The sequence below is a fragment of the Actinoalloteichus fjordicus genome, from assembly GCF_001941625.1.
GTDB lineage: Bacteria > Actinomycetota > Actinomycetes > Mycobacteriales > Pseudonocardiaceae > Actinoalloteichus_A > Actinoalloteichus_A fjordicus.
The window spans coordinates 3334612-3355954 of record NZ_CP016076.1 but is presented as its reverse complement, the minus strand read 5'-3'; the positions used below and the strand labels follow the sequence as shown (position 1 = coordinate 3355954).

Annotated in this window: 19 protein-coding genes; 10 read left to right on the top strand and 9 right to left on the bottom strand. The window is 70.5% G+C overall.

Annotated features, from left to right (window positions below; all coding sequences use genetic code 11):
• Positions 1-818 precede the first annotated feature (818 nt).
• Positions 819-1304 carry a GNAT family N-acetyltransferase gene (locus tag UA74_RS14875; protein WP_075740833.1) on the top strand — a complete coding sequence of 162 codons (486 nt, stop codon included), beginning with the start codon at positions 819-821 and terminating at the stop codon, positions 1302-1304.
• An 866-nt stretch (positions 1305-2170) separates the two neighbouring features.
• Positions 2171-2698, top strand: a complete 528-nt coding sequence (locus UA74_RS14870; protein ID WP_075740832.1) for a hypothetical protein — start codon at positions 2171-2173, stop codon at positions 2696-2698.
• A gap of 330 nt (positions 2699-3028) precedes the next feature.
• On the opposite strand, the gene UA74_RS14865 is transcribed toward UA74_RS14870, so the two are convergent.
• Positions 3029-3238: a hypothetical protein gene (locus UA74_RS14865; RefSeq protein WP_093941743.1), complete on the bottom strand. Its 210-nt coding sequence runs from the start codon at positions 3236-3238 to the stop codon at positions 3029-3031.
• A 158-nt stretch (positions 3239-3396) separates the two neighbouring features.
• On the opposite strand from UA74_RS14865, the gene UA74_RS14860 reads away from it, so the two are divergent.
• Together UA74_RS14860 and UA74_RS14855 are read left to right on the top strand one after the other, a co-directional pair.
• A complete protein-coding gene (locus UA74_RS14860) occupies positions 3397-4374 on the top strand; it encodes a tyrosine-type recombinase/integrase (protein WP_075743844.1) in 978 nt (325 codons plus the stop codon).
• A 272-nt stretch (positions 4375-4646) separates the two neighbouring features.
• Positions 4647-5837 carry an endonuclease/exonuclease/phosphatase family protein gene (locus UA74_RS14855; RefSeq protein ID WP_198043032.1) on the top strand — a complete coding sequence of 397 codons (1191 nt, stop codon included), beginning with the start codon at positions 4647-4649 and terminating at the stop codon, positions 5835-5837.
• Positions 5838-5933: 96 nt separating this feature from the next.
• On the opposite strand, the gene UA74_RS14850 is transcribed toward UA74_RS14855, so the two are convergent.
• From UA74_RS14850 to UA74_RS14840, 3 genes are all read right to left on the bottom strand, one after another.
• Entirely contained in the window at positions 5934-6644 is a 711-nt protein-coding gene (locus tag UA74_RS14850; protein WP_157434204.1) for a VOC family protein, read from the bottom strand.
• An 84-nt stretch (positions 6645-6728) separates the two neighbouring features.
• Positions 6729-8720, bottom strand: a complete 1992-nt coding sequence (locus tag UA74_RS14845; RefSeq protein ID WP_232237768.1) for a putative bifunctional diguanylate cyclase/phosphodiesterase — start codon at positions 8718-8720, stop codon at positions 6729-6731.
• 86 nt (positions 8721-8806) lie between these two features.
• Positions 8807-9166, bottom strand: a complete 360-nt coding sequence (locus UA74_RS14840) for a hypothetical protein (protein WP_075743842.1) — start codon at positions 9164-9166, stop codon at positions 8807-8809.
• Between the two features lie 66 nt (positions 9167-9232).
• Between UA74_RS14840 and UA74_RS14835 the strand changes: the two genes are divergently transcribed.
• The 4 genes from UA74_RS14835 (at position 9233) to UA74_RS14820 (ending at position 13064) form a co-directional block, all read left to right on the top strand.
• Positions 9233-10030, top strand: a complete 798-nt coding sequence (locus UA74_RS14835; RefSeq protein WP_075740828.1) for a glycerophosphodiester phosphodiesterase family protein — start codon at positions 9233-9235, stop codon at positions 10028-10030.
• 213 nt (positions 10031-10243) lie between these two features.
• A complete protein-coding gene (locus UA74_RS14830; protein WP_232237767.1) occupies positions 10244-11647 on the top strand; it encodes an MFS transporter in 1404 nt (467 codons plus the stop codon).
• A 63-nt stretch (positions 11648-11710) separates the two neighbouring features.
• Complete coding sequence (locus UA74_RS14825) at positions 11711-12472, top strand: thymidine kinase (RefSeq protein WP_075740827.1); 762 nt, start codon at positions 11711-11713, stop codon at positions 12470-12472.
• Between the two features lie 244 nt (positions 12473-12716).
• Positions 12717-13064, top strand: coding sequence for an RNA polymerase-binding protein RbpA (locus UA74_RS14820; RefSeq protein WP_075740826.1), 348 nt, complete (start codon positions 12717-12719; stop codon positions 13062-13064).
• A gap of 530 nt (positions 13065-13594) precedes the next feature.
• Here the strand turns inward: UA74_RS14820 and UA74_RS14815 are convergent.
• The 3 genes from UA74_RS14815 to UA74_RS31810 form a co-directional block, all read right to left on the bottom strand.
• Positions 13595-14395 carry a polyprenol monophosphomannose synthase gene (locus UA74_RS14815; RefSeq protein WP_075740825.1) on the bottom strand — a complete coding sequence of 267 codons (801 nt, stop codon included), beginning with the start codon at positions 14393-14395 and terminating at the stop codon, positions 13595-13597.
• A gap of 113 nt (positions 14396-14508) precedes the next feature.
• Complete coding sequence (gene lnt / locus UA74_RS14810) at positions 14509-16170, bottom strand: apolipoprotein N-acyltransferase (RefSeq protein WP_075740824.1); 1662 nt, start codon at positions 16168-16170, stop codon at positions 14509-14511.
• 270 nt (positions 16171-16440) lie between these two features.
• Positions 16441-16701, bottom strand: coding sequence for a hypothetical protein (locus UA74_RS31810; RefSeq protein ID WP_157434203.1), 261 nt, complete (start codon positions 16699-16701; stop codon positions 16441-16443).
• A 194-nt stretch (positions 16702-16895) separates the two neighbouring features.
• Here UA74_RS31810 and UA74_RS14800 point away from each other — a divergent pair, with 194 nt between their 5' ends.
• The gene (locus UA74_RS14800) at positions 16896-17669 is read left to right on the top strand and encodes a class I SAM-dependent methyltransferase (protein ID WP_157434202.1); all 774 of its coding nucleotides are present in this window, start codon (positions 16896-16898) and stop codon (positions 17667-17669) included.
• A gap of 54 nt (positions 17670-17723) precedes the next feature.
• On the opposite strand, the gene UA74_RS14795 is transcribed toward UA74_RS14800, so the two are convergent.
• Positions 17724-18773, bottom strand: a complete 1050-nt coding sequence (locus UA74_RS14795; RefSeq protein WP_232237766.1) for a helix-turn-helix transcriptional regulator — start codon at positions 18771-18773, stop codon at positions 17724-17726.
• Between the two features lie 189 nt (positions 18774-18962).
• On the opposite strand from UA74_RS14795, the gene UA74_RS14790 reads away from it, so the two are divergent.
• Complete coding sequence (locus UA74_RS14790) at positions 18963-20537, top strand: FAD-binding oxidoreductase (RefSeq protein ID WP_157442224.1); 1575 nt, start codon at positions 18963-18965, stop codon at positions 20535-20537.
• Positions 20538-20828: 291 nt separating this feature from the next.
• Here UA74_RS14790 and UA74_RS14785 read toward each other — a convergent pair whose 3' ends face one another.
• Positions 20829-21320 (bottom strand): hypothetical protein, encoded by a 492-nt coding sequence (locus UA74_RS14785; RefSeq protein ID WP_404799992.1) that lies wholly within the window; start codon positions 21318-21320, stop codon positions 20829-20831.
• Between the last annotated feature and the right edge of the window lie 23 nt (positions 21321-21343).

Here is a 21343-nt window from a genome sequence, read left to right as displayed (position 1 = left end):
GCGGTCGATCAAGAATATTCGGTGCCGCCAACGGAGTGCGGCCCCAGCAGAGCTGTCACCTGCTGTCGCGATTCGACGGCGTCAATGCGCTGTTCGCGCGAACGACACCACGTTCGCGCCAACCAGTCTGCAACGCAGCGAGTCGATCACGCTGCGCCCACCACAGCCGGATCGGTCCCACAAAGTGGGCGACCCATCTGAATAGTGCGACAGTAGGCGAAACTCGGAGTGACAGGGGAGACCCGTAAACGAGGGACATTCACCGGCAGGCAAGCCATTCCGGCAGTTTCCGCCCGGCCCGGTCGACGCCTGAGCAGCGGCAGCACGACGGAAAGCTGGAGGTCCCGGACCGCAGAGAGACGACCCGCAGGCGGGTCGGACCCGACTGATGGCAGCCGAGCGACAGAATCACCGGCGTGGCGAACGGCGGCCGACGCCATGCCGTAGTGGCGAAGCACGCGACGACGGTGCCGACGGTGGGCGGCGCCAGAACGAACGGTGAGAGTCGCGACCTCGGCCGCGAGCAGACAGGACGTCGTGAGTTCGGACGGGCACCGCAGCGCCTGCGGACGCGAGAACGACCGGCAGCCGACGGGTGCCGGCGCCTCATAGCCGAGGTAACGCCGCACAAGACTGCACGGGGGACGGTTCGTCCGCGAACCGACTAGTTAACATAATGTATATTATCGGCCAAACGCCCAGGCGCAGGTCGGCGGCCGATCGGGGTGGAAAACGGGTACCTCAGGCCACGGCGTTCCTGGCAGGCTCACCTCAGTCGACCGGCACGCGGGCGGCCCTGCGCAACGCGAGAGGAACGCATGGACATCGCCTTACGCGACGTCTCCGACGAGGACGCCGAGTGGTACGTCGAACAGGTGCAGGACGCGGAGATCCTGCGGTTCACGATCGAACGCGCATCCTTGACCGTCGAAGAGTTCCGCGCCGCGCTGGCAAGACTGCGTAGCGACGACGACGCAATGGGATACCTGGTCGTCGACGCGGCAACCGGGACGCGACTGGCCTCGGTCGCCGCCACCCGCCAGGAAGACGGCGCGGAGGTGAGTTATTGGGTCGCCCGTGCCGCCCGCGGCCGCGGCGTGGCCCGTCAGGCAGTGCGCGCCCTGTGCGATCGGGTGCTGGCGAACTGGCCGGTGAACGAGATTCGACTGTTCACCCATGTCGACAACCGCGCATCCCAGCGCACGGCCGAGAATGCGGGCTTTCATCGGGTCGACGGACCGGATGAGCCTCGCGAGGTCGGCGGGCGACGGTGGCTGGTCCGCTGGTATCGCCGCGCCCGATGAACGCCCCCGCTGGCCGGCCCATTCAGTGAGCGCCGCCCCTGCCATGGGGTACGCGTCGCGGGCGCTCGCACCTCCGGCGACTACGACGTCGTCCGCTTCGTGTTCCAACGACTCCGGTGATGTCGAGCCCGGGTGCCCAAGCCCGACTGGGATTCGTCACGGTGACGTATCGACGGGATTCGACGAGAGCCTACCGGCTTTCGACAGTCAGTCGCCGACGGCGGCACCCGGCACGAACGCGTCCGCCATGAACTCGGCGCGGTGACTTCGGCGCGGTGGCGTAGGTGCGCCGTCGGGCCGCCCTGAGAAGCGCCCCGGAGGGGTGATCCGGATGACGCACGCGCACGGGATCGAGATCGAGAGGCTCGGTCACGTCGAACCGACCGTCAGACTCCCCGAGTTCGGGGCGCCCCTCCTCGGCCTGGCCCGAGATTTCATGCATAATCGCCATTATGCATGAATGATCACCGTACGGCGCCCTGCCGGACCATGCCCGAGGTGCAGTGCGACGAGCACTGACCACAGTGTCGCCCAGGTCCATCGTCGTGTCCGCGCTCCGAGGCACCGGCCTGCGGAGACGATCGCATGGCGCCCGCGCTGTCCGCCGCGACCCGGTTTTCGTCGTCGGGACCGTCGGGGGCGCTTCCCCGCTCTCGACTTTGCGCCCCGGTCGCACCCTGTTCCGCTGGCGGGCACTCCTGCCGCTTGATCAGTACCGCTCCCCCGCGATCTCCGTCGGGCGATTCCGGCTACCCAGCCGTGTGAAATACCCGGACACACGCGGCCGAGATGATCATCAGGACCTACTTTCGGGCCGAAGGGAGAGCGTGGCTCTTCCCGCCTACCAGGAAGGATGAGTTCACGTCATGTTCCGGAACCTCCTGAAGCTCATGGCAGCGGCATTCGTGACGGCGACACTCGTAACCGCCGTTCCGACGGCGTCCGCGCAGCAGCCGGGCGAGGTGACGTGCGACCTGAGCGGGCAGGCCGGTTTCCAGCCGGGCGTCCTGTTCGTGCCGAGGCTCAGCACGCTCACCCTCGCGGGCAACGACGGAGGCTGTATCGACGCCGCGGGCGAGGTCCGCTCAGCTTCGCTGCACGGCACTGCGATCGGCACCCTGAGCTGTCTCGGCAGCCCGGAGGGCACCTCCGGTGAGGGCCGCATCGACTGGGCGCTGCGGGACGGCACCACGGAGACCAGCACAGTGGACTTCGTCCTGACGGGGTCCGGACTGGCGCACGTGGAGTTGGCGGGTGTCATCGCCGACGGCCGCTTCGCGGGCGAGGAGTTCACGGCTCAGTTCAATGTCGAGATCATCGATGCCGGGGTCCAGTGCGTGAGTTTCCGAGGCGTGACCCTCGCAGGCTACGACGGAACCTTCACCGTCGGCTGACCCCGCAGCGACGCGGTCACTCAGACCGCGTCGCACCCGACGCTGGGCGCGAGCGTCGCCAGCCGGTGCCCACCCGCAAGGCCCGACCTGGGGTTCTGCCGTTCTCGGTCCACCATCGCGGCGGTATGGGTCTTCCGGGGCGGCGGCCCGAAGCGGGCCGGTCTCTCCCCCGGGCCGCGATTCTGGGTGTCGTCCATGGCCGTGACGAACCGAGGGGGCGCCCGCCCGCTCGTGTCCCGATGGTCAGTCGGCACGACCGGTGCGCCGCACGGGTCTGGTCTCGCGGCGTAAGGCCGTCGCCCGCTGTCAGCAGCGATCAGGGTGGGCGGGTCAGTGGTCGAGGATCTCGGCTAGATTGATCTGCACGTGGTCGTCGGTGGACTCCGCGCGGTCGGCAGCCTCTCTGGTCGCCTGTTGCAGTGCGTCGAACTCCTTCGGACCCAGGACGTGGCCGACCACAGCCCCGGTCTCGGTGTCCTCGATCATGAGGGACACCAGCCCGAACTCGCTATCCGGTGTGATCCACATTTTCGCCTGCATGATGGCCACCGTACGCGCTCGGGCACGCCCGTCGGGGATAGGCGACCGCTGTTCGGCCTAGCGTGTGATCATCGGTTCGGGTGGCCGACCAGCGTCGTCGCGCCCCCGTCGCGGCTGCTGGCGTGCGCGATCACGGGGTGACGGTGTACAAGATCGGCATGCGGTTGATCGAAGCCCAGGACGCGTTCTTCCTCGCTCGGCGTCCCCGCAAGGACTCCCCGCACACCACTGCGGCGTATCGGCGTGACCTGGCGGGCGTGACGGCGCTGTTGGCGGGCGATCTGGGGTGTGCGGCGGGTGACCTCGATCTCGAGGAGGTGACCTCGGGGTCGCTGCGGTCGGCCTTCGGAGCCTTCGCCGACACTCATGCGAAGAGTTCGGTCCTGCGGGCGTGGTCGACGTGGAATCAGTTCTTGACGTTCTGTGTGGCCGAGGAGCTGGTGGCGGGCAATCCGATGGCGGCGGTGGCCCGGCCGAGGACTCCGGCGTTGACGCCCAAGCCGTTGCGGGGGGAGCAGACTCCGGAGGAGCTTCTGACGGCGACGGCCACGGGTGGTGGTCGCGGTCGTGATCCCTGGCCGGAGCGGGATGTGCTGGTGCTGGCGCTCGGTCTGATCACCGGGCTGCGGTCGGCGGAGATGCGCGAGTTGACGCTGGGTTCGCTGGTGGGCAGGCCGGGTGAGCGTCGACTGCACGTGCGGGGCAAAGGCAGCAGGGAGCGGTCCATTCCGATCGAGGCGCCGATGGAGCGGATCGTCGAGGACTACCTGACGTCGTGCCGGACGCGCTTTCCTCGAGGAGCCAGAGGGACTTCGGCGCCGTTGTTGCTGGACAGACAGGGCGAGGCCATCGGGCGTGGCGGCCTGGAGTATCTGGTGCGGTCTTGTTTCCGCTCTTCCGGGGTGCATGACCGGGTTCCCGCGGGGGCGAGTCTGCACGCGTTGCGTCATACGTTCGCCACCCGGCTGGCCGAGGACGGGGCGAACGCCTCGGAGATCATGGCGTTGTTGGGGCATGCGAGTCTGGCGACGAGTCAGAACTACATCGAGGCCACGGGTCGGGAGCAGCGGGCGGCGGCGGCGGTGAATCGGACGTATCGGGCGTTGGCGCGGCTGGTCGATCGGGAGCGGGACTGACCTTCGCCGTCTGACGTGGGTTGATCGGCCGTCGGCGGTCCGGTGGTTCGGAACCGGGGGCGTCGGTGGTACGTCGGAGGGGCCGTTCGTCACCGGTCTTCGACCACTCTGGAGTGCTGATGTCAGTGTTCGGGTCCCTCCGACACCGGACGGTCGTGGGACGTCGGGTCCTCGCGGTTGCCGGCGCCGCCGTCGTCGTCGCGGCGGGATGCTCCGGGGCGACTGGTTCCGACGGGTCCCCGACAGAGTCTGCCGCGTCGACGACGGTCGCGATGCTGCCGGACGAGACCCGGCCGGGCGAGTATCCGGCGCGGGAGGACGGCGTCGCCGAGTACGCCGGGGACGCGTCGTTGGCGGTGGTGCAGTACAACGCGGGGAGCGACGGGCAGGCGACGGAGGCGGTGTCGTCGAAGGCGACCGAGGTGGTGGAGTTCCTCGCCGGGGAGATCCTGGCGGGCCGACCGGACGTGATCGCCGTGCAGGAGGTGTGTGAGAGTCAGATCGTGCTGCTGGCGGAGTTGCTGGCCGCCGAGGACTTCGCCGTGGACTACGAGTTCGGTCCCGGGGAGGACATCGAGGGCGCGGCGGAGGCGTGTGGTGCTCTCGCCGGTCGGGACGTTCCCGCTGAGCAGGCTCGGAGTGGGTTGGCGGTGCTGGTGCGGGCGCCGATGGTCTCGGCGTTCCGCTATCACGATGTTCCCGGTGACGAGTCGACGGTGACGCGCGCGGTGTGTGCCCATACGGCGCGTCCGACGACGGTGCAGGCCTGTGTGACGAGGCTGGCCGACGGTGCGGCGGGTGACGAGCAGTTGGGGCAGTTGAGCGAGCAGTGGCAGCTCGAGGCGCCGATGCTGCCGACGATCGTCGTCGGGGATCTCGGTGTCGAGCCGTCGGCGGAGCGGTTGTCGTCGTTGTACTCCTCGCCGGTGGGTGACGGGGTGTTTCACGAGGTCGGGATGTGTGGTGCGGCGGAGCCTGCGGCTGCGTGTCCGTCGCCTGCCCGGCAGGGTGCCTGGACGTGGGAGGGTGGGGCGGATCGGCTCAAGACCGATTACGTGTTCGTCGACGCGGGGCACTTCGCGGCGGAGGTGGCGTCTCGGGTCGTGGTCGACGGCGGTGAGTGCGGCGGGCTGGCCTGCTCGGATCACCGGCTGCTGTGGGGCTGGGTGTCGTTGCGGGTGGCTCCGGATGCGTCGGGGACGCAGTGTGATCACGTGGTGATGACGGCGGCGGACTTCCCGGCCGACGTGTTCGTGCGCGAGGGCGAGGTGCCCTGTTTCGAGGCGACGCGGATCATGCAGGACTACTACCTGAGGCTGGCGGCCGGTGCGGCGCCGGGGATGGGTGGCGGCGGGCCGGTCGAGGTCGGGACCTGGATGTGTTCCAGTGGTCCGGCGACTGCGCCGGGGACGACGTGTGTGCGGGAGGACGGGGTCCGCACCGAGGCGGTCATCTGGCCGTGACCGGCGGGGGTGGTCTCGTCTCGACCGGGGTGGGACCTGACGTCGTTCCCCTGCTGTGGTCGGCGGGTGTCACCGGACCGTGGAGTGCGGTCGTGGTCAGCTCGGGGGCGGGCCCGCAGGCTGACCGGCCAGGCGGCCCGCCCACACGCCGGGGTTCTCCACCATGGCGTGGGGGAAGCCGTCCGGGCAGCTCACGGTGGCGGTGAGGCCTACTGCGGTGTGGGTGGGGCCGCTGTCGATCCGGCCGCCGAGTTCGAGGGCGCGGTGCAGGGACTCGGTGAGGTCCGGGCTGGCGAGGTGGCAGATCCAGCCGACGGCGTGGTCGGTGGCGTCGGCGGTGCGTCGGCCTGCGATGGCCCGGCCGTCGACCTGGTAGACGGCGGTGGTCGGTTCGGGGCTGGGGCGGAAGTCCCAGCCTGCGTTGGCGGTCCAGTAGGCGTCGGAGCGCGGTGGGTCGGCGGTGACCAGTTCGGTCCAGCAGGGTTCGCCTTCGCGGGGTTCCGGCGCCCAGGGGCCGTGGGTGACGCGGCCGGAGTCCAGGACGGCGTGCAGTCCGCCGCCGACGTCGGTCAGGGCGCGGGGGCCTCGGCGGCGGCCGCCGCCGAAGACGACGTGCCAGCCGGTGGTCTCGCCGGGTTCCGGGCGGCGGATGTGCGCGGTGCGTCGTTCGCCGACCCAGCAGCTGAAGCGGTCGTCGGCTTGGGCGAGGACGACCCACTGGTGGAGGTTCGCGTGGAACTCCACGGATCTGGCGGGGTCTGGGGTCAGCAGTTCGAGGCGGCGGACACCCCGTACGGCGGAATTCACGCGGACGTTCTCCTGGGGCATGTCGGGCGGCCTGCGGGCGACGGACCGGTAGATTCTGACAGAGGCGAAAATCGATCGGGTGAATTAGCGGGGCAATACTCCGTTCGGCCGTGCCAGCAGGTCGATGAGGGGGGCCGGTCGGCCGAGGTGGAAGCCTTGGGCGACCTCGACGCCGAGCTTCATCAGTGCCTCGACCTGTGAGGGGCGTTCCACCCACTCGGCGACGGTGGACAGGCCGAGTCCGTTGGCGATTTCCATCATCCCGGTGACCAGCACGGCGTCGGTCTGGCCCTGGTCGATGCCCCGGACGAACTCGCCGTCGATCTTGAGTCCGGTGACGGGCAGGTGTTTGAGGTGGACGAAGGAGCCGAAGCCGGAGCCGAAGTCGTCGAGGGTGATCCGGCATCCCGCGTCGCGGAGTCGGAGGGCGAGGTCGCGGGCGGCGTCGAGGTTGGTCATGGCCGCCGTCTCGGTGATCTCGATGCCGAAGCGGCCCTGGGTGATGTCGGCGGCGGCGAGGCGGTCGAGGACGAAGTCGCAGAAGTCCTCGTCGTCGAGGGTGCGGGCGGAGACGTTGACGTCCAGGCGCAGGGCGGGGTCGCGGTGGGCGGCCAGTGCGTCGATGGCCTGGCCCAGGACCCAGCGGTCGATCTCCAGGACCAGGTCGGTGCGTTCGGCGTCGGGGAGGAATTCTGCGGGGCCGATGCGGGGAAGCTGGTGGTCTTCCAGTCGGAGGAGCAGTTCGTAGCCGAGGGTGCGGCCGGTGCGGAGGTTGACCATGGGCATGGCGTGGAGTGCGAGGTGTCCCTTGCCCAGTGCGGTGCGCACTCGTTCCAGGACGCCGACTCTCTTGGCGGTGTCGGCGTAGTGGGCGGGGTCGTAGACGGTGACCCGGTTGCGGCCTGCCGCTTTGGAGGCGTAGAGGGCGAGGTCGGCGTTGGCCAGGACGGCCTCCCAGCCGTGGCCGGAGGCGAAGGGGGCGACGCCGGTGCTGACGGTGATCCTGATGGCGGCGCCTGCGACGTCGATGGGGACGGCGGCGACGGCCTCGGCGAGGCGTTGGGCGATGGCTCTGGCGTGGGCGGCGTCGACCTCGGGCATGATGACGGCGAACTCGTCGCCGCCGAGCCTGCCGAGGAACTGCCGGCCTTCCATCCGGTCGCGCAGGGTGGCGGCGAGGGTGCACATGACCTGGTCGCCGATCTTGTGGCCGCGCAGGTCGTTGACGTCTTTGAAGTTGTCGAGGTCGATGAGCAGCAGTGAGCCGGTGGTGCTCACGGCGAGTTGGCTCTCGAGTTCGCGGGTGAGGGACCGCCGGTTGGGCAGGCCGGTGAGGGGGTCTTCCTCGGCCATCTTGCGCAGCTCGACGTGGACCTGGTGGGCCTGGGTGATGTCGTGTGCGCTGCCGACCAGTCGGACGGGCACGCCCTGTCTGTCGTGGAAGACCTCGCCGAAGCACTCGAAGATGCGTTCGTCGGCGTCGGGGTCGGCGTTGAGTGCTCGGTGGATGTAGGTGAAGGGTTCTCCGGTGCGTAGTGCTCTGCTGAGGGTGCGTTCGACCAGCGGCAGGTCCTCGGGGTGGACCAGGCCGAGGAACGCGGAGTAGTCCAGTTCGGCGTCGGCGGGGTGCCCGGACATCTCCCGCATGCCTTCTGACCAGACCACGCGGTCCTCGCCGACGAACCACTCCCAGTTCCCGACCTGTCCGACGATTGGTGATCGGCGGGTGGACGCGTCGGTCCTGATGAGTTCCTGTTCTCGCCATCGGGTGACGTCCATGGCCCGGTAGAGCAGGCGGTGGTCGGTGCCGGGCAACGGGAGGCAGACGACCTCGATCCACCGGGGCGGTTTGTCCTCGGCGGCGATCCTGCTGAGCCAGGGCAGCTCGTCGGCGGCTTCGGCGATGCCGGGCAGCAGTGCGGGCAGTGAGACGCCGACGCCCTGTTCCTCGGTGACGCCGAGGAGCCGGGCGAGCGCGGCGTTGAGCCACTGGAGTCGCCCGCGCACGTCGGTCACTCCGAATCCGACGTCCGCGTTCTGCAACACAGCGTGTCGCACGGCCTCGTCGTCCGTCACCCGTTCCTCCCCTGGTGCCCACCCTGCTGGAGCAATCGTGGCGTTCGAATGGTGCCGTGGGCAAGCCGCGGTCTGCGCTGGGATCGTCAGCGCAGACGTTCCAGCCGCCCCGCCGTCTCGACGAGTTCGGCGGCCAGCCGGTGCATCTCCTCGGTGTCGAGGCCCTCCTCGACTCCGGTGAGGACGTCCTCCGCGGCGCAGCGGAGTTGGAACAGGCGATCTTGGAGATCGGTGATCTCGGTGGCGGACAGCACCACCGCGTCGTCGGGCAGCCCGCCGCGTTGCACCATGCTGCGACGTTCATAGGCACGTTGTCTACAGGCCTGTCCGCAATATCGGCGTGGTCGCCCGGTCCGGCCTGAGGAGGAGAGGCGAGCGCCACACCAGGTGCAGTGTCGGGGTTCGCGGCGCGTGATCGGGGCGAGGGAGTCGGCGAGATGCTCCACGGCGGTGAACGCTAGCGGGCTCGGCCTCTCCTGCCGAGGTGCCACGCCGCACCCCACACTGGGCGGGTGCATCGACGACGGCTTCGACCGCATCCGTATCTCGACGGCCCGCATCCTCGGGCGTTCGCTCATCGTGGTTGGCATCTCGACGAGTTGGCGGGGATGGAGAACTCCGCCTCGGCGTTGGCCAGGGCGTGGGCGGAGGGGTTCGCCTATCTGGAGACCGATGTGCGGGCGACCGCCGACGGGGTCGTGGTGGTGCAGCACGACGCGACGTTGGGTCGCACGACGGACTCGGCGGGGGTGGTGGCGACGTTGCCGTGGGCGGCGGTGCGGCGGGCCCGTATCGGCGGTCGGGAGCCGGTGTCGCGGTTGGAGGAGGTGCTGGAGGCGTTGCCTGCGGCGCGGTTCAACATCGATGTGAAGTCGGACCAGGCGGTGGGTCCGGTGTTGCGGGTCGTGGAGCGGATGTCGGCGTGGTCGCGGGTGTGTCTGGCCTCGTTCGAGGAGCGGCGGCTGCGGGTGCTTCGGCGGGTGGGCGGGCCGAGGCTGATGACGTCGTTGGGGCGTGGGTCGGCGCGGCTGTTGTGGGCCTCGTCGCGGCTCGGTCGGTGGGGTGACGGGCTGCCGGTGGCGGGCAGGCTCGCGCAGGTGCCGCTGCATCGCGGGTCGTTGCGGGTGGTCGACGAGCGGTTGGTGGGGGCGGTGCGGCGTCGGGGGCTGGAGGTGCACGTCTGGACGGTGGACGATCCGGCTCGGATGCGGGAGCTGTTGGATCTGGGGGTGGACGGGCTGGTGACGGATCGTCCCGACCTGCTGCGGGCGGAGCTGGTGGCGCGGGGGGCGTGGCCGTCGGCGCGGTGATCGTCCAGGGCGGGCGCGACGGCCGCTTCCGGGGTGGCTGCGGGTCGTGCGACGGGGCTCCGGTGAACGATCGGCGACGGGTCGCCGCTGGTGTCGCGACGAACCGGTGTCTGCTCGGTGTCGGCTCTGCCGTTCCTGGTCATGGGGTGTGAAACGCCGAGTACAGTCCCGCCACCGGGTGCCTGGAGTTCACCCGGTGGGAGGAATCGGGCTGTGGGGTCGAACGTCGTGGAGCCGGGCGTCGAGAGTGCGCCGACCAGCGCACAACGGCGCAGGGAACAGCGGGGCTGGTGTTGGTATGACTGGGCGAACTCGGTGTTCCCGACCTCGGTCATCACGGTCTTCCTGTCGCTGTATCTGACGGAGGTCGCCGAGTCCGCCGCACGGGCCGAGGGGCAGTCCTGTGCGGACGGCTCGGCCCTGGTGGACTGCGACATCAGCCTATGGGGGCTGTCGTTCCCGGCGGGGTCGCTGTGGGGGTATCTGCTGTCGGTGGCCACGGTGGTGCAGGTGCTGGTGCTGCCGATCACCGGTGCCATCGCGGATCGGACGCAGAACAAGCGGGTGATGCTCGGCGGATTCGCCTTCGCCGGGGCGGCGGCGACCTCGGCGTTGGCGTTGTTAGCGGGGACGAACTGGCAGCTCGGGGTGGTGCTGTTCATCCTCGCCAACATCTGCTTCGGCGGTTCGGTGGTGGTGTACTACTCGTTCCTGCCGGAGATCGCCGACGCCGACGAACGGGACGGGGTGTCGTCTCGAGGCTGGGCGTTCGGCTATCTGGGCGGGGGCCTGGCGTTGGCGTTCCATCTGGCTCTCTATCTGAGCCATGAGTCGTTGGGCCTGACCGAGGCCGAGGCGGTGCGGTGGTGCTTCTTCACGGCGGGGCTGTGGTGGGCGGTGTTCACGCTGATCCCGTTGGCGCGGCTGCGTGGTCATCAGCCGCCGCAGGGCCGTGAGCGGGGTGTGGCGGTGTTCCGGGCGGGTTTCCGGCAGTTGGGGCAGACGCTGCGGGAGGCGAAGTCTTATCCGTTGACCCTGGGGTTCCTGGCGGCGTACCTGGTCTACAACGACGGGATCGTGACGGTGACCAACGTCGCGGGCCAGTACGGCGAGCGGGAGCTGGGCCTGGATCGGACGGTGCTGATCACGACGATCCTGATCGTGCAGTTCATCGCGTTCGTCGGTGCGGTGGCTCATGGGCGGGCGGCGCGGCGTTTCGGTGCCAAGCGGACGATCATGGTGAGTCTGGTGCTGTGGGTGGTGGTGGTGGGCGCGGCGTTCTTCGTCGAGGCGGGCCAGGAGTTCCAGTTCTACGGGCTGGCGGTGGGCATCGGTCTGGTGCTGGGCGGAACGAATGCGCTGTCGCGGTCGTTGTTCTCTCAGCTGGTGCCGCCGGGCAGGGAGGCGGAGTACTTCTCGGTGTACGAGGTCGGCGAGCGGGCGACGTCGTGGCTGGGTCCGCTGGTGTTCGCGGCGGCCGGGCAGGCGACGGGGTCCTATCGGCTGGCGATCGTGTCGTTGGTGGTGTTCTTCGTGGTGGGTCTGATCCTGGTTGCGCTGGTCCCGGTGCGGCGGGCGATCGTGGCGGCGGGCAACCGGCCGCCGAAGGTGGTGTGATCTCGGTCCGGGGAGTGTGCGGGTGCGTCGGGCTGATCGGTGCACACCGTAAGGTCTGCGGCCGTGGACAGTGCAGTGTTGGCCGATGACCCGACCGATGCCCTCTCCTCGCTCCCCCGGCGTTCCGGGCGGCGGGCGGCGGGTCAGGTGAGGTTCTTCTACGGTCCGATGGACTGCGGGAAGTCGACGCTGGCGTTGCAGATCGATCACAACCATGCGCGGCAGGGCCGTGAGGGGATGTTGCTGGTTCGTCACGACCGGTCAGGACAGCCGAAGATCTCCAGTCGGATCGGCATCACCCGGGGTGCGGTGGAGGTCAACGAGGACCTGGACATTCGGGAGCTGGTGCGGGGGCGTTGGTCGGCGAGCAGGCCGGTGGACTACCTGATCGTCGACGAGGCGCAGTTCCTCACGGCGTCGCAGGTGGATCAGCTGGCCGAGCTGGCCGATGACGTGCAGGTGGACGTGTACTGCTTCGGGATCGCGACGGACTTTCAGAGCAGGCTCTTCCCCGGTTCTCGGCGGCTGTTCGAGTTGGCGGATCTGATTCAGGCGGTGCAGGTGGAGGTGTTGTGCTGGTGCGGCTCGTCCGGACGGTTCAACGCCCGGGTGGTGGACGGGCGGGTGATCCGGGCCGGTGACACCGTTCTGGTGGCCGACACCGGGCAGGACGGGGCCTCCGCAGGCGCTGCCGTCCCGGACGGTCGAGACCTCCCCGACCAAGAATCTGTCACGGTGCGTTACCAAGTGTTGTGTCGTCGTCATTTCAGGGCGGGTGATCTCGGTCCGATCGCTACTGGACAGGGGCAACTGAGTCTGGCTTGATAACCTCCGCCCTGGGCACCATCACCCATTCGTGTGGTCGTGCTCGCTACTTGGCGGATAACGCGTCACGAACAGCGCCCGATTGCATCCCTATGGAGGAAGCCTTCGTTGACGCGTGAAACACGTCACCGTGGGCAACCGACTAGGCCAAACCGGGAACGACAACGACCTCACCGTCGTTGCACTCGGTGAGCACGTACCCCAGGGTCGATCCAGACCCTGGACCGAGCGAAAGGACACCGTTATGGCCGACCGCGTTCTGCGTGGCAGCCGGCTCGGAGCCGTCAGCTACGAGACCGACCGCAATCACGACCTCGCACCGCGCCGGACGGTGCGCTACGCCTGCCCCAAGGGCCACGACTTCGAGGTCCCGTTCTCCGACGACGCCGAGGTCCCCTCGATCTGGGAATGTCGGCTGCACGGCAACGAGTCGAAGATGCTCGACGGCAACGAGCCGGAGCCCAAGAAGGTCAAGCCGGCTCGTACCCACTGGGACATGCTGCTGGAGCGCCGGACGATCCCCGAGCTGGAGGAGTTGCTGTCCGAGCGGCTCGAAGAGCTGCGCGGCAGGCGCACCTCTCGGTCCGCCTGAGCTGCGGGCCGCACGATGCGGCGGGGGAGGCCGCCTGAACCGGATGTGTTCAGGCGGCCTTGCCGTGTGGAGGCCTGTGCCGTCGTGCGTCCGCGCGTCGTCTGACGGGCGGACGCGGTGCCCAGCACGGCAGACGTGACACGCACGGCCGGTGCCCCCGTGCCGGCTGCCGCGACGGCCGGCGCCTCGCCGCTGCGGTGAGCGACCGCGACACGCTCTGATGTGACGACTGCCGGGATTCCCGGTCAGACGGATACGGCCCGTCGGGTGACAGCGGAGTCCCCGCTCCACGGTCGCCTCACCGGCACCCGCCTCGTTCCCGACGTCGCATTCGGCGTGACTCCGTGCCGAACAGCACCCGACGTCCCCGCCGCCGGGGCTGCGACGGCGGTCCCTACGTCGACTCGCCGCTGTCCGCGCCCGCGATGCCGCCCGATGATCTCGCCCCTGCCGCCGGAGTAGCGCGGCGTCGATGATCGCCTGCTAGGGCGTCCGCGACGTGACGTCCGCGCCGTGCCGAGCCCGTGGGCTCAGTTCGCGCGTCTCCCGCCCAGCAGCGACTGAATCTGCCGTCCGCGTCGGCGCAGCCCCCACTTGGTCACCCGCAGCAGCGCCTCGCGAACGATATTGCCGCTCATCTTCGACTCACCGTGCACCCGCTCGGTGAAGGTGATCGGAACCTCGGCGACCGTGAAGCCCGCTTCGATGGCCCGCCAGGCCAGGTCGATCTGGAAGCAGTAGCCCTGCGAGGCGACGTTGTGCAGGCGGATCTTCTCCAGCACCTGCCTGCGGAACGCCCGGTATCCGCCGGTGATGTCCTTCACGGGGGCACCCAGCGCGATCTTGGAGTACAGGTTGCCGGTGCGCGAGATCCACTCCCGGCGTCTGGACCAGTTCACCGTTCTACCACCGGGCACGTACCGCGAGCCGAGCACCAGGTCGGCGCCGTTGGCGTCGTCACCCAGCGCCGCGAGCAGCCGAGGCAGTTCCTCGGGGGCGTGGGAGCCGTCGGCGTCCATCTCCACCACGACCCCGTAGTCACGTTCCAACGCCCAGTTGAAGCCCGCCACGTATGCCGCGCCCAGCCCGGCCTTCTCCGTGCGGTGCATGACATGGACACGCGGGTCCTCGGCGGCCATCTCGTCGGCCAACTCCCCCGTGCCGTCCGGACTGCCGTCGTCGACGACCAGCACCTCCGCCGTGGGCAGCGCCGCGTGCAGACGCGCGACGATCGGGCCGATGTTCTCCCGCTCGTCGTACGTCGGTATGACCACCAGCACCTTGTCCAGGCCGGGAGCCTGGCTCTCGTGCTCGGCAGGCTGCTCCGCCATGTGTCTCCTCCTCGTCGACGCCGCTCCCGCCTGCGTCGACTGTCCGTTCCCGATCATGTCGCCCCGTTCCCGGTGGCGCCCGGGACCTTCGCTGTACTGCTGTCTGCGCCGTCTCAGGACTGGTGAGACTCGTCCTGAACGGCGGACCGCCTGTCGAGTCGGCGACGTCGGACGCCGCCGATCACGACCCAGCCCGCCGCCGCCACGCCCAGAGCGGAGAGGATCCACTCGGGGCCCGCGCCGAGCCGGGTGGCCAGCGTAGTCGTCGAGCGCAGGGGGATCTCCGCGACCAGTGCATCGGCGGTGAACAGGTCAGTCGACGACACGACGGTGCCCGACGGGGAGACCACGGCGGAGATGCCGCTGGTCGCCGCGACGAGGACGGCACGGCCGTGTTCGACCGCCCGAACCTGGGAGATCGCCAGCTGCTGTTCCGACATCGCGGTCAGGCCGAAGGCCGCGTTGTTGCTCGGCACCGCGAGCACGGTGGCACCGGCGAGCACCGTGTCGTTGACGCGGTGGTCGAAGGCCACCTCCCAGCACGTGACGACGCCGACGTCGGCGCTGCCCATGGCGAACACGCCGGGCGCGTCACCGGGCTGATACTCGCGGTCGGGGATGCGAATCGAGGGATTGACCACGCCCATCACCGCCGAGACCAGGCCGCGCAGCGGGATGCGCTCGCCGAAGGGCTGGATCTCGCGTTTGCGGTAGGTGTCGACGGGGCCGCCGTCGGGGTCCCAGTGCACGACCGTGTTATGGATGTCGCCCTGGTCTGGGGTCTCCAGCGTGCCGACCATCGTGGGGGCGTCGATGGCACGCACGGCCGAGTCGATGACGGCGTCGGCGTCGGCGTGGCGGAAGGGGTCGATGTCGGAGGCGTTCTCCGGCCAGATGACGATGTCGGGCTGTGGTTCGCGGCCTGCCGCGACGTCGGCGGCGAGTTCCCGGGTGCGGTCGGCGTGGTTGTCCAGGACGGCCCGTCGTTGAGCGTTGAACTCCAGGCCGAGCTGGGGGACGTTGCCCTGGATCAGGGCGGCGGTGACGGTGCCCTCCTGGGCGTCGGTGCCCACTGCGGGCAGGGCGGCCAACGCGGCCAGTGCGGGCACGACTGTCAGGATCGCGGGCTTGACGAGCGTTCGTGACTCGGCGGTTGATGCACCGTCCGTGGTGAGGCGGCGGGCGCCCAGCACGCGGCGGGCCAGGTCGGCGAGGCCGAAGCCGCAGAGTGCCACGGCGAACCCGACGAGGGCGACGCCGCCGAGGGAGGCCAGGGAGAGGAACAGGCCGTCGGCCTGACCGAAGGCCACGCTCCCGAGCGGAAAGCCTCGGAACGGGATCGCGCCGCGCAGGGCCTCCGCGGCGACCCAGGAGGCCGCTGCCCACACTGGCGCGGCGGGCAGCCTGCCGACCAGGGCGATCATGATCCCGGCCAGGCCGAAGAACGATGCCTCCAACGCGGCCAGGACCACCCAGGGGACCGCGCCGACGTATTCGTTGGTCCAGGTCAACAGGGGCAGGAAGAATGCCATTCCCGCGAGGAAGCCCAGGCCGAAGCCCGCGCGGGCCCGGCGCCCGTGCATCGCTGAGGCGAACAGGGCGAGGGCGATCGGGGCCAGCCACCACCACGAGTACGGTGCGAAGGTCAGGGACAGCAGCGCCCCTGCCGCGAGGGCGGACAGGACGCGCAGCACGGTCCGGCGCCGCTGGTGTGACGGCGGGCCGTCCTGATCCGCGGGCTCGCTCGGCGATGCCGCGATGATGGCTGAAGACACGCCGACAACCCTACGGAATCAGCGCCGCAGGCTGGCCTCGTGCCCCCGCCGGGCTTCCGGGGTGCGGACCCGGGTTCGCGGCGGGGGCGGCGGCCACCGGGTGGGGCTCTTGCCGGTCCTGCGGGTGCGGGTGTCGAGGCTGCCGGGAACGTCCGGTCGTTGATCGGCGGTCCCGGCAGGGTGCCGCCCCGGACGGGGTGTGCACGGCGGCGGCGTTCGCGGCATGCGACTCGGGGCCGGTCGGGCCCCTGCGGGTCGCGGCGATGCGGGTCAGGACGGGCGGTTCACACCCGCCTTCGGTGCGGGCCGCCTCTGGTTCTCGCGGGTTCGCACGGCCCGGCGGCAGGCACCGGGGGTGACCCGGCCGCGGCGCAGCACGGCGATGGCGCGTCGATACTCCGCGAACTGCTCGCGGTCCTGTCGTCGCTGCCTGCAGTGTCGCAGCCAGTCGACGAGGAGCACCCCGACCACCACGATCCCGAAGAGAACCAGCCAGGCGACGAGCAGCGCGCCCAGCAGTGGCCACATCATCGATGACCACCTCTCTGTGACCATCTCATCACCTCCTGTGATCATCACAGACCGTAGGGGTCCGGTCCGGGACCGCGCGAGTCGGCGCCGTCCCGGCGTCGGTTCGGTCTGGGCGCGTCGTGGCGGGGCGGGCCGTGACGGTCCGGGGAAACCGACGACGCGCCCCGACGCGCCCCGGCCGTGATGATGTGGCCATGAGCCGAACACGCCCCGCGACCGTGACGCGCGCCCCCTCGGCGCAGGCATCGAGTTCGGCGCCGGTCCCGGACGCCGAGCCCTACCGGGTCACCTCGGAGTTCTACGACCTGCTGCATCGAAGCCGATACCGACGCAAGGCGCAGCGAGAGCTGGCCTCGCTGGCTCGGTCGGCGCGGGCGGGCATCCTGGAGGTGGGGGCCGGTACGGGCATCGTCACCGAGGTGTTGGCCGAGTCGACGTCGGTGCCGGTGCACGCGGTGGAGCCGTCGCGCCCGATGCGGGCGGTGCTGTTGTCCCGGTGGGCCGGCTCGACGCCCATGCGCAGACATGTCCGGGTGTATCCGGAGCCCGTGCAGGAGCTGAGGCCGATCGAGCCCGTCGACCTCATGGTGTGTGTGAACTTCGTGGACGCGCTGCCGCCGCCGACGCGGGATCGGCTCTGGTCGACGGCGCGGGCGATGCTGCGACCCGGCGGGCTGCTGGTGGTGGACCGCACCGGTCCTGCCCCCGTACGACCGACGACGCTGTCCACCGTCGACGTCGGCGACACGCGGTATGAGGTCTCGGTCGTGGCGTCGCCGATCGCGGGATCACGGTGCCTGCGGTGGACCTTCCACTACCGGGTGACCGCACCGGGTGGCGCGGCCCGGGAGGAGTTCGAGTCCTTCGACCTGTGGCCGGTCGACGAGGCCGAACTGCGCGCGGAGGTGTCCTCGGCGGGATTGACTGCCGGACCGGAACGGCCCGGTCTGCTGGTCTTTCGTCGATGACCAGCGGCTCGCCGGTCGGGTCTCTCCCCGACGGACGGTCGTGCACCGTGGTGATCACACCGCCGGACGGTGCGGCGGATCGCCTCCGGGTGGTCGGGCCCCGCCGGTCGGGGTCACCGCGGTGGCGAGCCGGTGGGCGAGCGTCCGCAGGTGGTCGGTCAGCGGCGGGCCGCTCTCGACGGTGACCGTCGGGCCGAGCACGAACAGTGCCGTCACGTCCCCGGTGATCGAGTCGAGGGAGTCCGCGCCCAGTCGGACGAGGCAGCGGTGCTCGTCGAGAGTCGTGATGCGGTCGGGGATCGTCGTGGGCAGGCAGGCTCGCACCTCGGCGGCGGTGGCGGTCACCGTGACCTCGGCGGTGTGGCGATACGGCGCCGTGGTGACGGACCTGGTCAGGAGGGCGACCACGTCGGCGGGTGCGAGTCGTGACCGGGCCCGCCGACCGGTGGGGCGGGGGTCGGTGACGCGGTCGACGCGGAAGGTACGCCAGGCGTCGCGGTCGAGGTCGAAGGCCAGCAGGTACCAGAGTCCGTGGGAGACGACGAGCCGGTGCGGCTCGACCCGGCGTGGTGCGCGGTCGCCGCTGCGCCCTCGGTGGTCGAAGGTCAGCACCTCGCGTTCCCGGCAGCCCGACGCCAACGCGAGCAGCGTCGCGGGGTCGACGTCGGGTCCTGCGCGGGCGGTGACGGAGACCGTCATGTCGGCGACGGCGGCGACCTTCGGGCGCAGCCGGGCAGGCAGCAGGCGATCCAGCTTGGCCAGTGCTCGCACGGCGGTCTCCTCGATGCCGGTCATCCCGCCTGCGGCGGTGCGCAGCGCCACGGCGACGGCGACGGACTCGTCGTCGTCCAACATCAACGGCGGCAGGTTCCGCCCGGAGGACAGTCGGTAGCCGCCCGCGATGCCGGTGGTGCCCTGCACCGGGTAGTCCAGGGCGCGCAGTCGGTCGACGTCACGTCGCACGGTGCGGTCGGTGACGCCCAGCCGCTCGGCGAGTGGACCACCGGTCCACTCGCGTCCGCTCTGCAGCAGCGACACCAGCCGCAGCATCCGGGCAGGCATGTTCCTGGACACGCCGAGCAGTCTGGCAGTCGTCACGGACATCAGCTGTCCGCAAGGACTTCTACCTTTCGGGGGAATTCGGCGCCGCATCGGGGCGCTGATCTCACGTTCGGCGCCGCCGGACCGTCTTCGAAGTGTGCTCGTCGCGCCGATCGCGAGCACGGTGCCGCCTCGCGTGAGCCTGTGCGGGGCGGGCCGCGAGAAGTCCCGTTGCAGAAGAAGGAGGAACAGATGTCCGCTCACCAGCAGTCGAGAGTGCCGTCGGGGTCGCCGAGGCGGCCGCCCGGCGGTGCGACGAAGGATCGGCGAGCCGAACACGACGCGCTTCTCGGTCTGATCCGAGGCCCGGTGGTGCGGGCGGGCGAGGCCCGTTTCGACGCCGAGCGCACCGGTTTCCAGACCGCCTGGGCCCGCAGGCCCGCCGTGATCGTCGGAGCGACGCAGGCAGCCGACGTCCGCGCGGCCGTCGAGTACGCCGGGGAGCGAGGGCTGTCGGTGTCGGTGCAGGCCACCGGCCACGGGCTCTCCTCCGAGGCACCGGCGGGCGGTCTGATGATCGCCACCGGGCGGATGGCGGGGGTCGCGGTGGATCCCGTCGCGCGGACCGCGTGGGTCGAGGCGGGGGCCCGCTGGGACGCGGTGATCGAGGCTGCGGCCCGGTATGGTCTGGCGCCGCCCTCCGGCAGTGCGCCGCACCTCAACGCGATCGCCTACACCCTCGGGGGCGGCCTGGGTCTGCTGGGCCGGGCGCAGGGCTGGGCGGCGGAGCACGTGCGGGCGTTGGACGTCGTCACTCCCGACGCGCGGCTTCGACACGTCACCGCCGAGTCCGATCCGGATCTGTTCTGGGGGCTGCGTGGCGGCCGGGACGGTCTCGGCGTCGTCACCGGGATGCGGATCGGTCTGAGTGAGGTCACCCGGCTCTACGGCGGCACGTTGACCTTCGACGCCGGGCGGGCGGGCGAGGTGGTGGCCGCCTACCTGGACTGGACCGCCTCGGCGCCCGAGGGGTCGTCTTCGTCGGTGGCGGTGATCTCCTTCCCCGACTCCCCCGACATCCCGGCCGAGCAGCGGGGACGGCGCATCGTGCAGGTTCACGTCGCCCATCTCGGCGACCCGGCGGACGGGGAGCGGCGGGTCGCCCCGCTACGGCGGATCGGGGGCGTCACCGACGACGCCCTGCGGGACATGACGTTCGCCGAGTCCGACGTCATCAACGCCGACCCGACCGAGCCGCACGCCTACCAGGGCGACAACGCGATGCTGACCGGCCCCGACTGGTCGGCGGCGGACACGGTGCTGTCGGTGTGCGGGCCGGAGGCACCGGTGATGTGCGTCGTCCAGGTCACACACCTCGGCGGGGCGTTGGGCAGGCCGCCCGGCACGGCCGACGCGGTCGGGCATCGGGAGGCCCGGTATCTGTTGGGGGTCCTCTCGCCGGTGACGATCTCCGCAGCCGAGCAGGTCGGTGTCCGTCGGGTCGGCGCCGGTCTGTCGAACGGGCGCGGGCGCGGGGACGGGAACGACGTCGGAGGGTCGGTTCCGGCCCCGGCGGCGCGGGTCTCCGACATCGACGTGGTCCTGGGGGTTCATGCCAGTGCGTTGGAAGCGGTACGGCCGTCGACGGCGGGGCGCGGCCTCAACTTTCTGTTCGGTCGGGTGACGGCCGATCAGTTACGGACCGCACACCGGCCGGACGTCCGGCGTCGGCTCACCGCGTTGCGCGCCCACCACGATCCGGCGGGTCTGTTCGACCCCGTCGTGTCGTCCGGCGGCTGTGGGGAGACGGCCGCGCCGGGTCGGTGAGCAGCGGTCCTCGACTGTTCGCGGGGTGCGGGGCCGCCGAGAGCCTGCTGCGTTGATCGAAACTGCGGGCGGCAGGCGCCGTCCGTCGACGGGTGACATGTCGGTGTCGGCGGGTGGGCGGACCGGGTCGGGTCGAGCGGTGATCAGCTGCGGTGGGGGTGTCGTGGGCGGCAGGTTCGCGGGGTCAGTCGCGGGGTCAGTCGCGGGGTGTGTCCGAGTGGCGGCTGCGGTAGGAGCGCATCGTGTGGCGGGCACCGCAGGTGCTCGGGTGGCCAGCCGGTCGCGGTCGCATCAGGGTCGACTGCCGCCCTCTGCCCAGCGGAAGCGCCATTCGGGGCGGCCGGTGCTGCCGTAACGGAGTCGGACCTCGGCGCGACCGGCGTCGACGAAGTACTCCAGGTAGCGGCGGGCACTGGCTCTGGACAGTTCCGTCTGTTCCGCGCACTCGGTGGCCGACAGGCCGAGTCCCGCGCGGGTGGCGGTGCGCAGCGTGTCGGCGACCACCGACGCGGTCTCGGCGGCCACTCCCTTGGGTGAGGTGTCGGTGCTGCGGGGGCGGGCGCCGAACACCTCGTCCACCTGGCGCTGGGTCACCTCCCGTTCGTCGGGGAAGGCGGCGAGCCTGCGGTGCATCGAGGCGAAGGATTCCAGGCGTTCGCCGCCGTGCACGGCTCCGCGTACCGTCTCGACGTCCTGAGCGGCGGTGACCACGATGGTCTCGGCGACGGTGCCGTCGGTCGTGTCCTGGGTGCGTAGTTCACGCAGGACGGTGCGGCCGTGGATGTCGGGCAGGTAGACGTCGAGCA

Bases quoted from the DNA above. Each gene is read 5' to 3' on its own strand.
- UA74_RS14875 (WP_075740833.1), top strand. From the start codon at position 819: ATGGACATCGCCTTACGCGACGTCTCCGACGAGGACGCCGAGTGGTAC.
- UA74_RS14870 (WP_075740832.1), top strand. From the start codon at position 2,171: ATGTTCCGGAACCTCCTGAAGCTCATGGCAGCGGCATTCGTGACGGCG.
- UA74_RS14865 (WP_093941743.1), bottom strand. From the start codon at position 3,238: ATGCAGGCGAAAATGTGGATCACACCGGATAGCGAGTTCGGGCTGGTG.
- UA74_RS14860 (WP_075743844.1), top strand. From the start codon at position 3,397: ATGCGGTTGATCGAAGCCCAGGACGCGTTCTTCCTCGCTCGGCGTCCC.
- UA74_RS14855 (WP_198043032.1), top strand. From the start codon at position 4,647: ATGCTGCCGGACGAGACCCGGCCGGGCGAGTATCCGGCGCGGGAGGAC.
- UA74_RS14820 (WP_075740826.1), top strand. From the start codon at position 12,717: ATGGCCGACCGCGTTCTGCGTGGCAGCCGGCTCGGAGCCGTCAGCTAC.
- UA74_RS14815 (WP_075740825.1), bottom strand. From the start codon at position 14,395: ATGGCGGAGCAGCCTGCCGAGCACGAGAGCCAGGCTCCCGGCCTGGAC.
- UA74_RS31810 (WP_157434203.1), bottom strand. From the start codon at position 16,701: ATGATGTGGCCACTGCTGGGCGCGCTGCTCGTCGCCTGGCTGGTTCTC.
- UA74_RS14800 (WP_157434202.1), top strand. From the start codon at position 16,896: ATGAGCCGAACACGCCCCGCGACCGTGACGCGCGCCCCCTCGGCGCAG.
- UA74_RS14795 (WP_232237766.1), bottom strand. From the start codon at position 18,773: ATGTCCGTGACGACTGCCAGACTGCTCGGCGTGTCCAGGAACATGCCT.
- UA74_RS14790 (WP_157442224.1), top strand. From the start codon at position 18,963: ATGTCCGCTCACCAGCAGTCGAGAGTGCCGTCGGGGTCGCCGAGGCGG.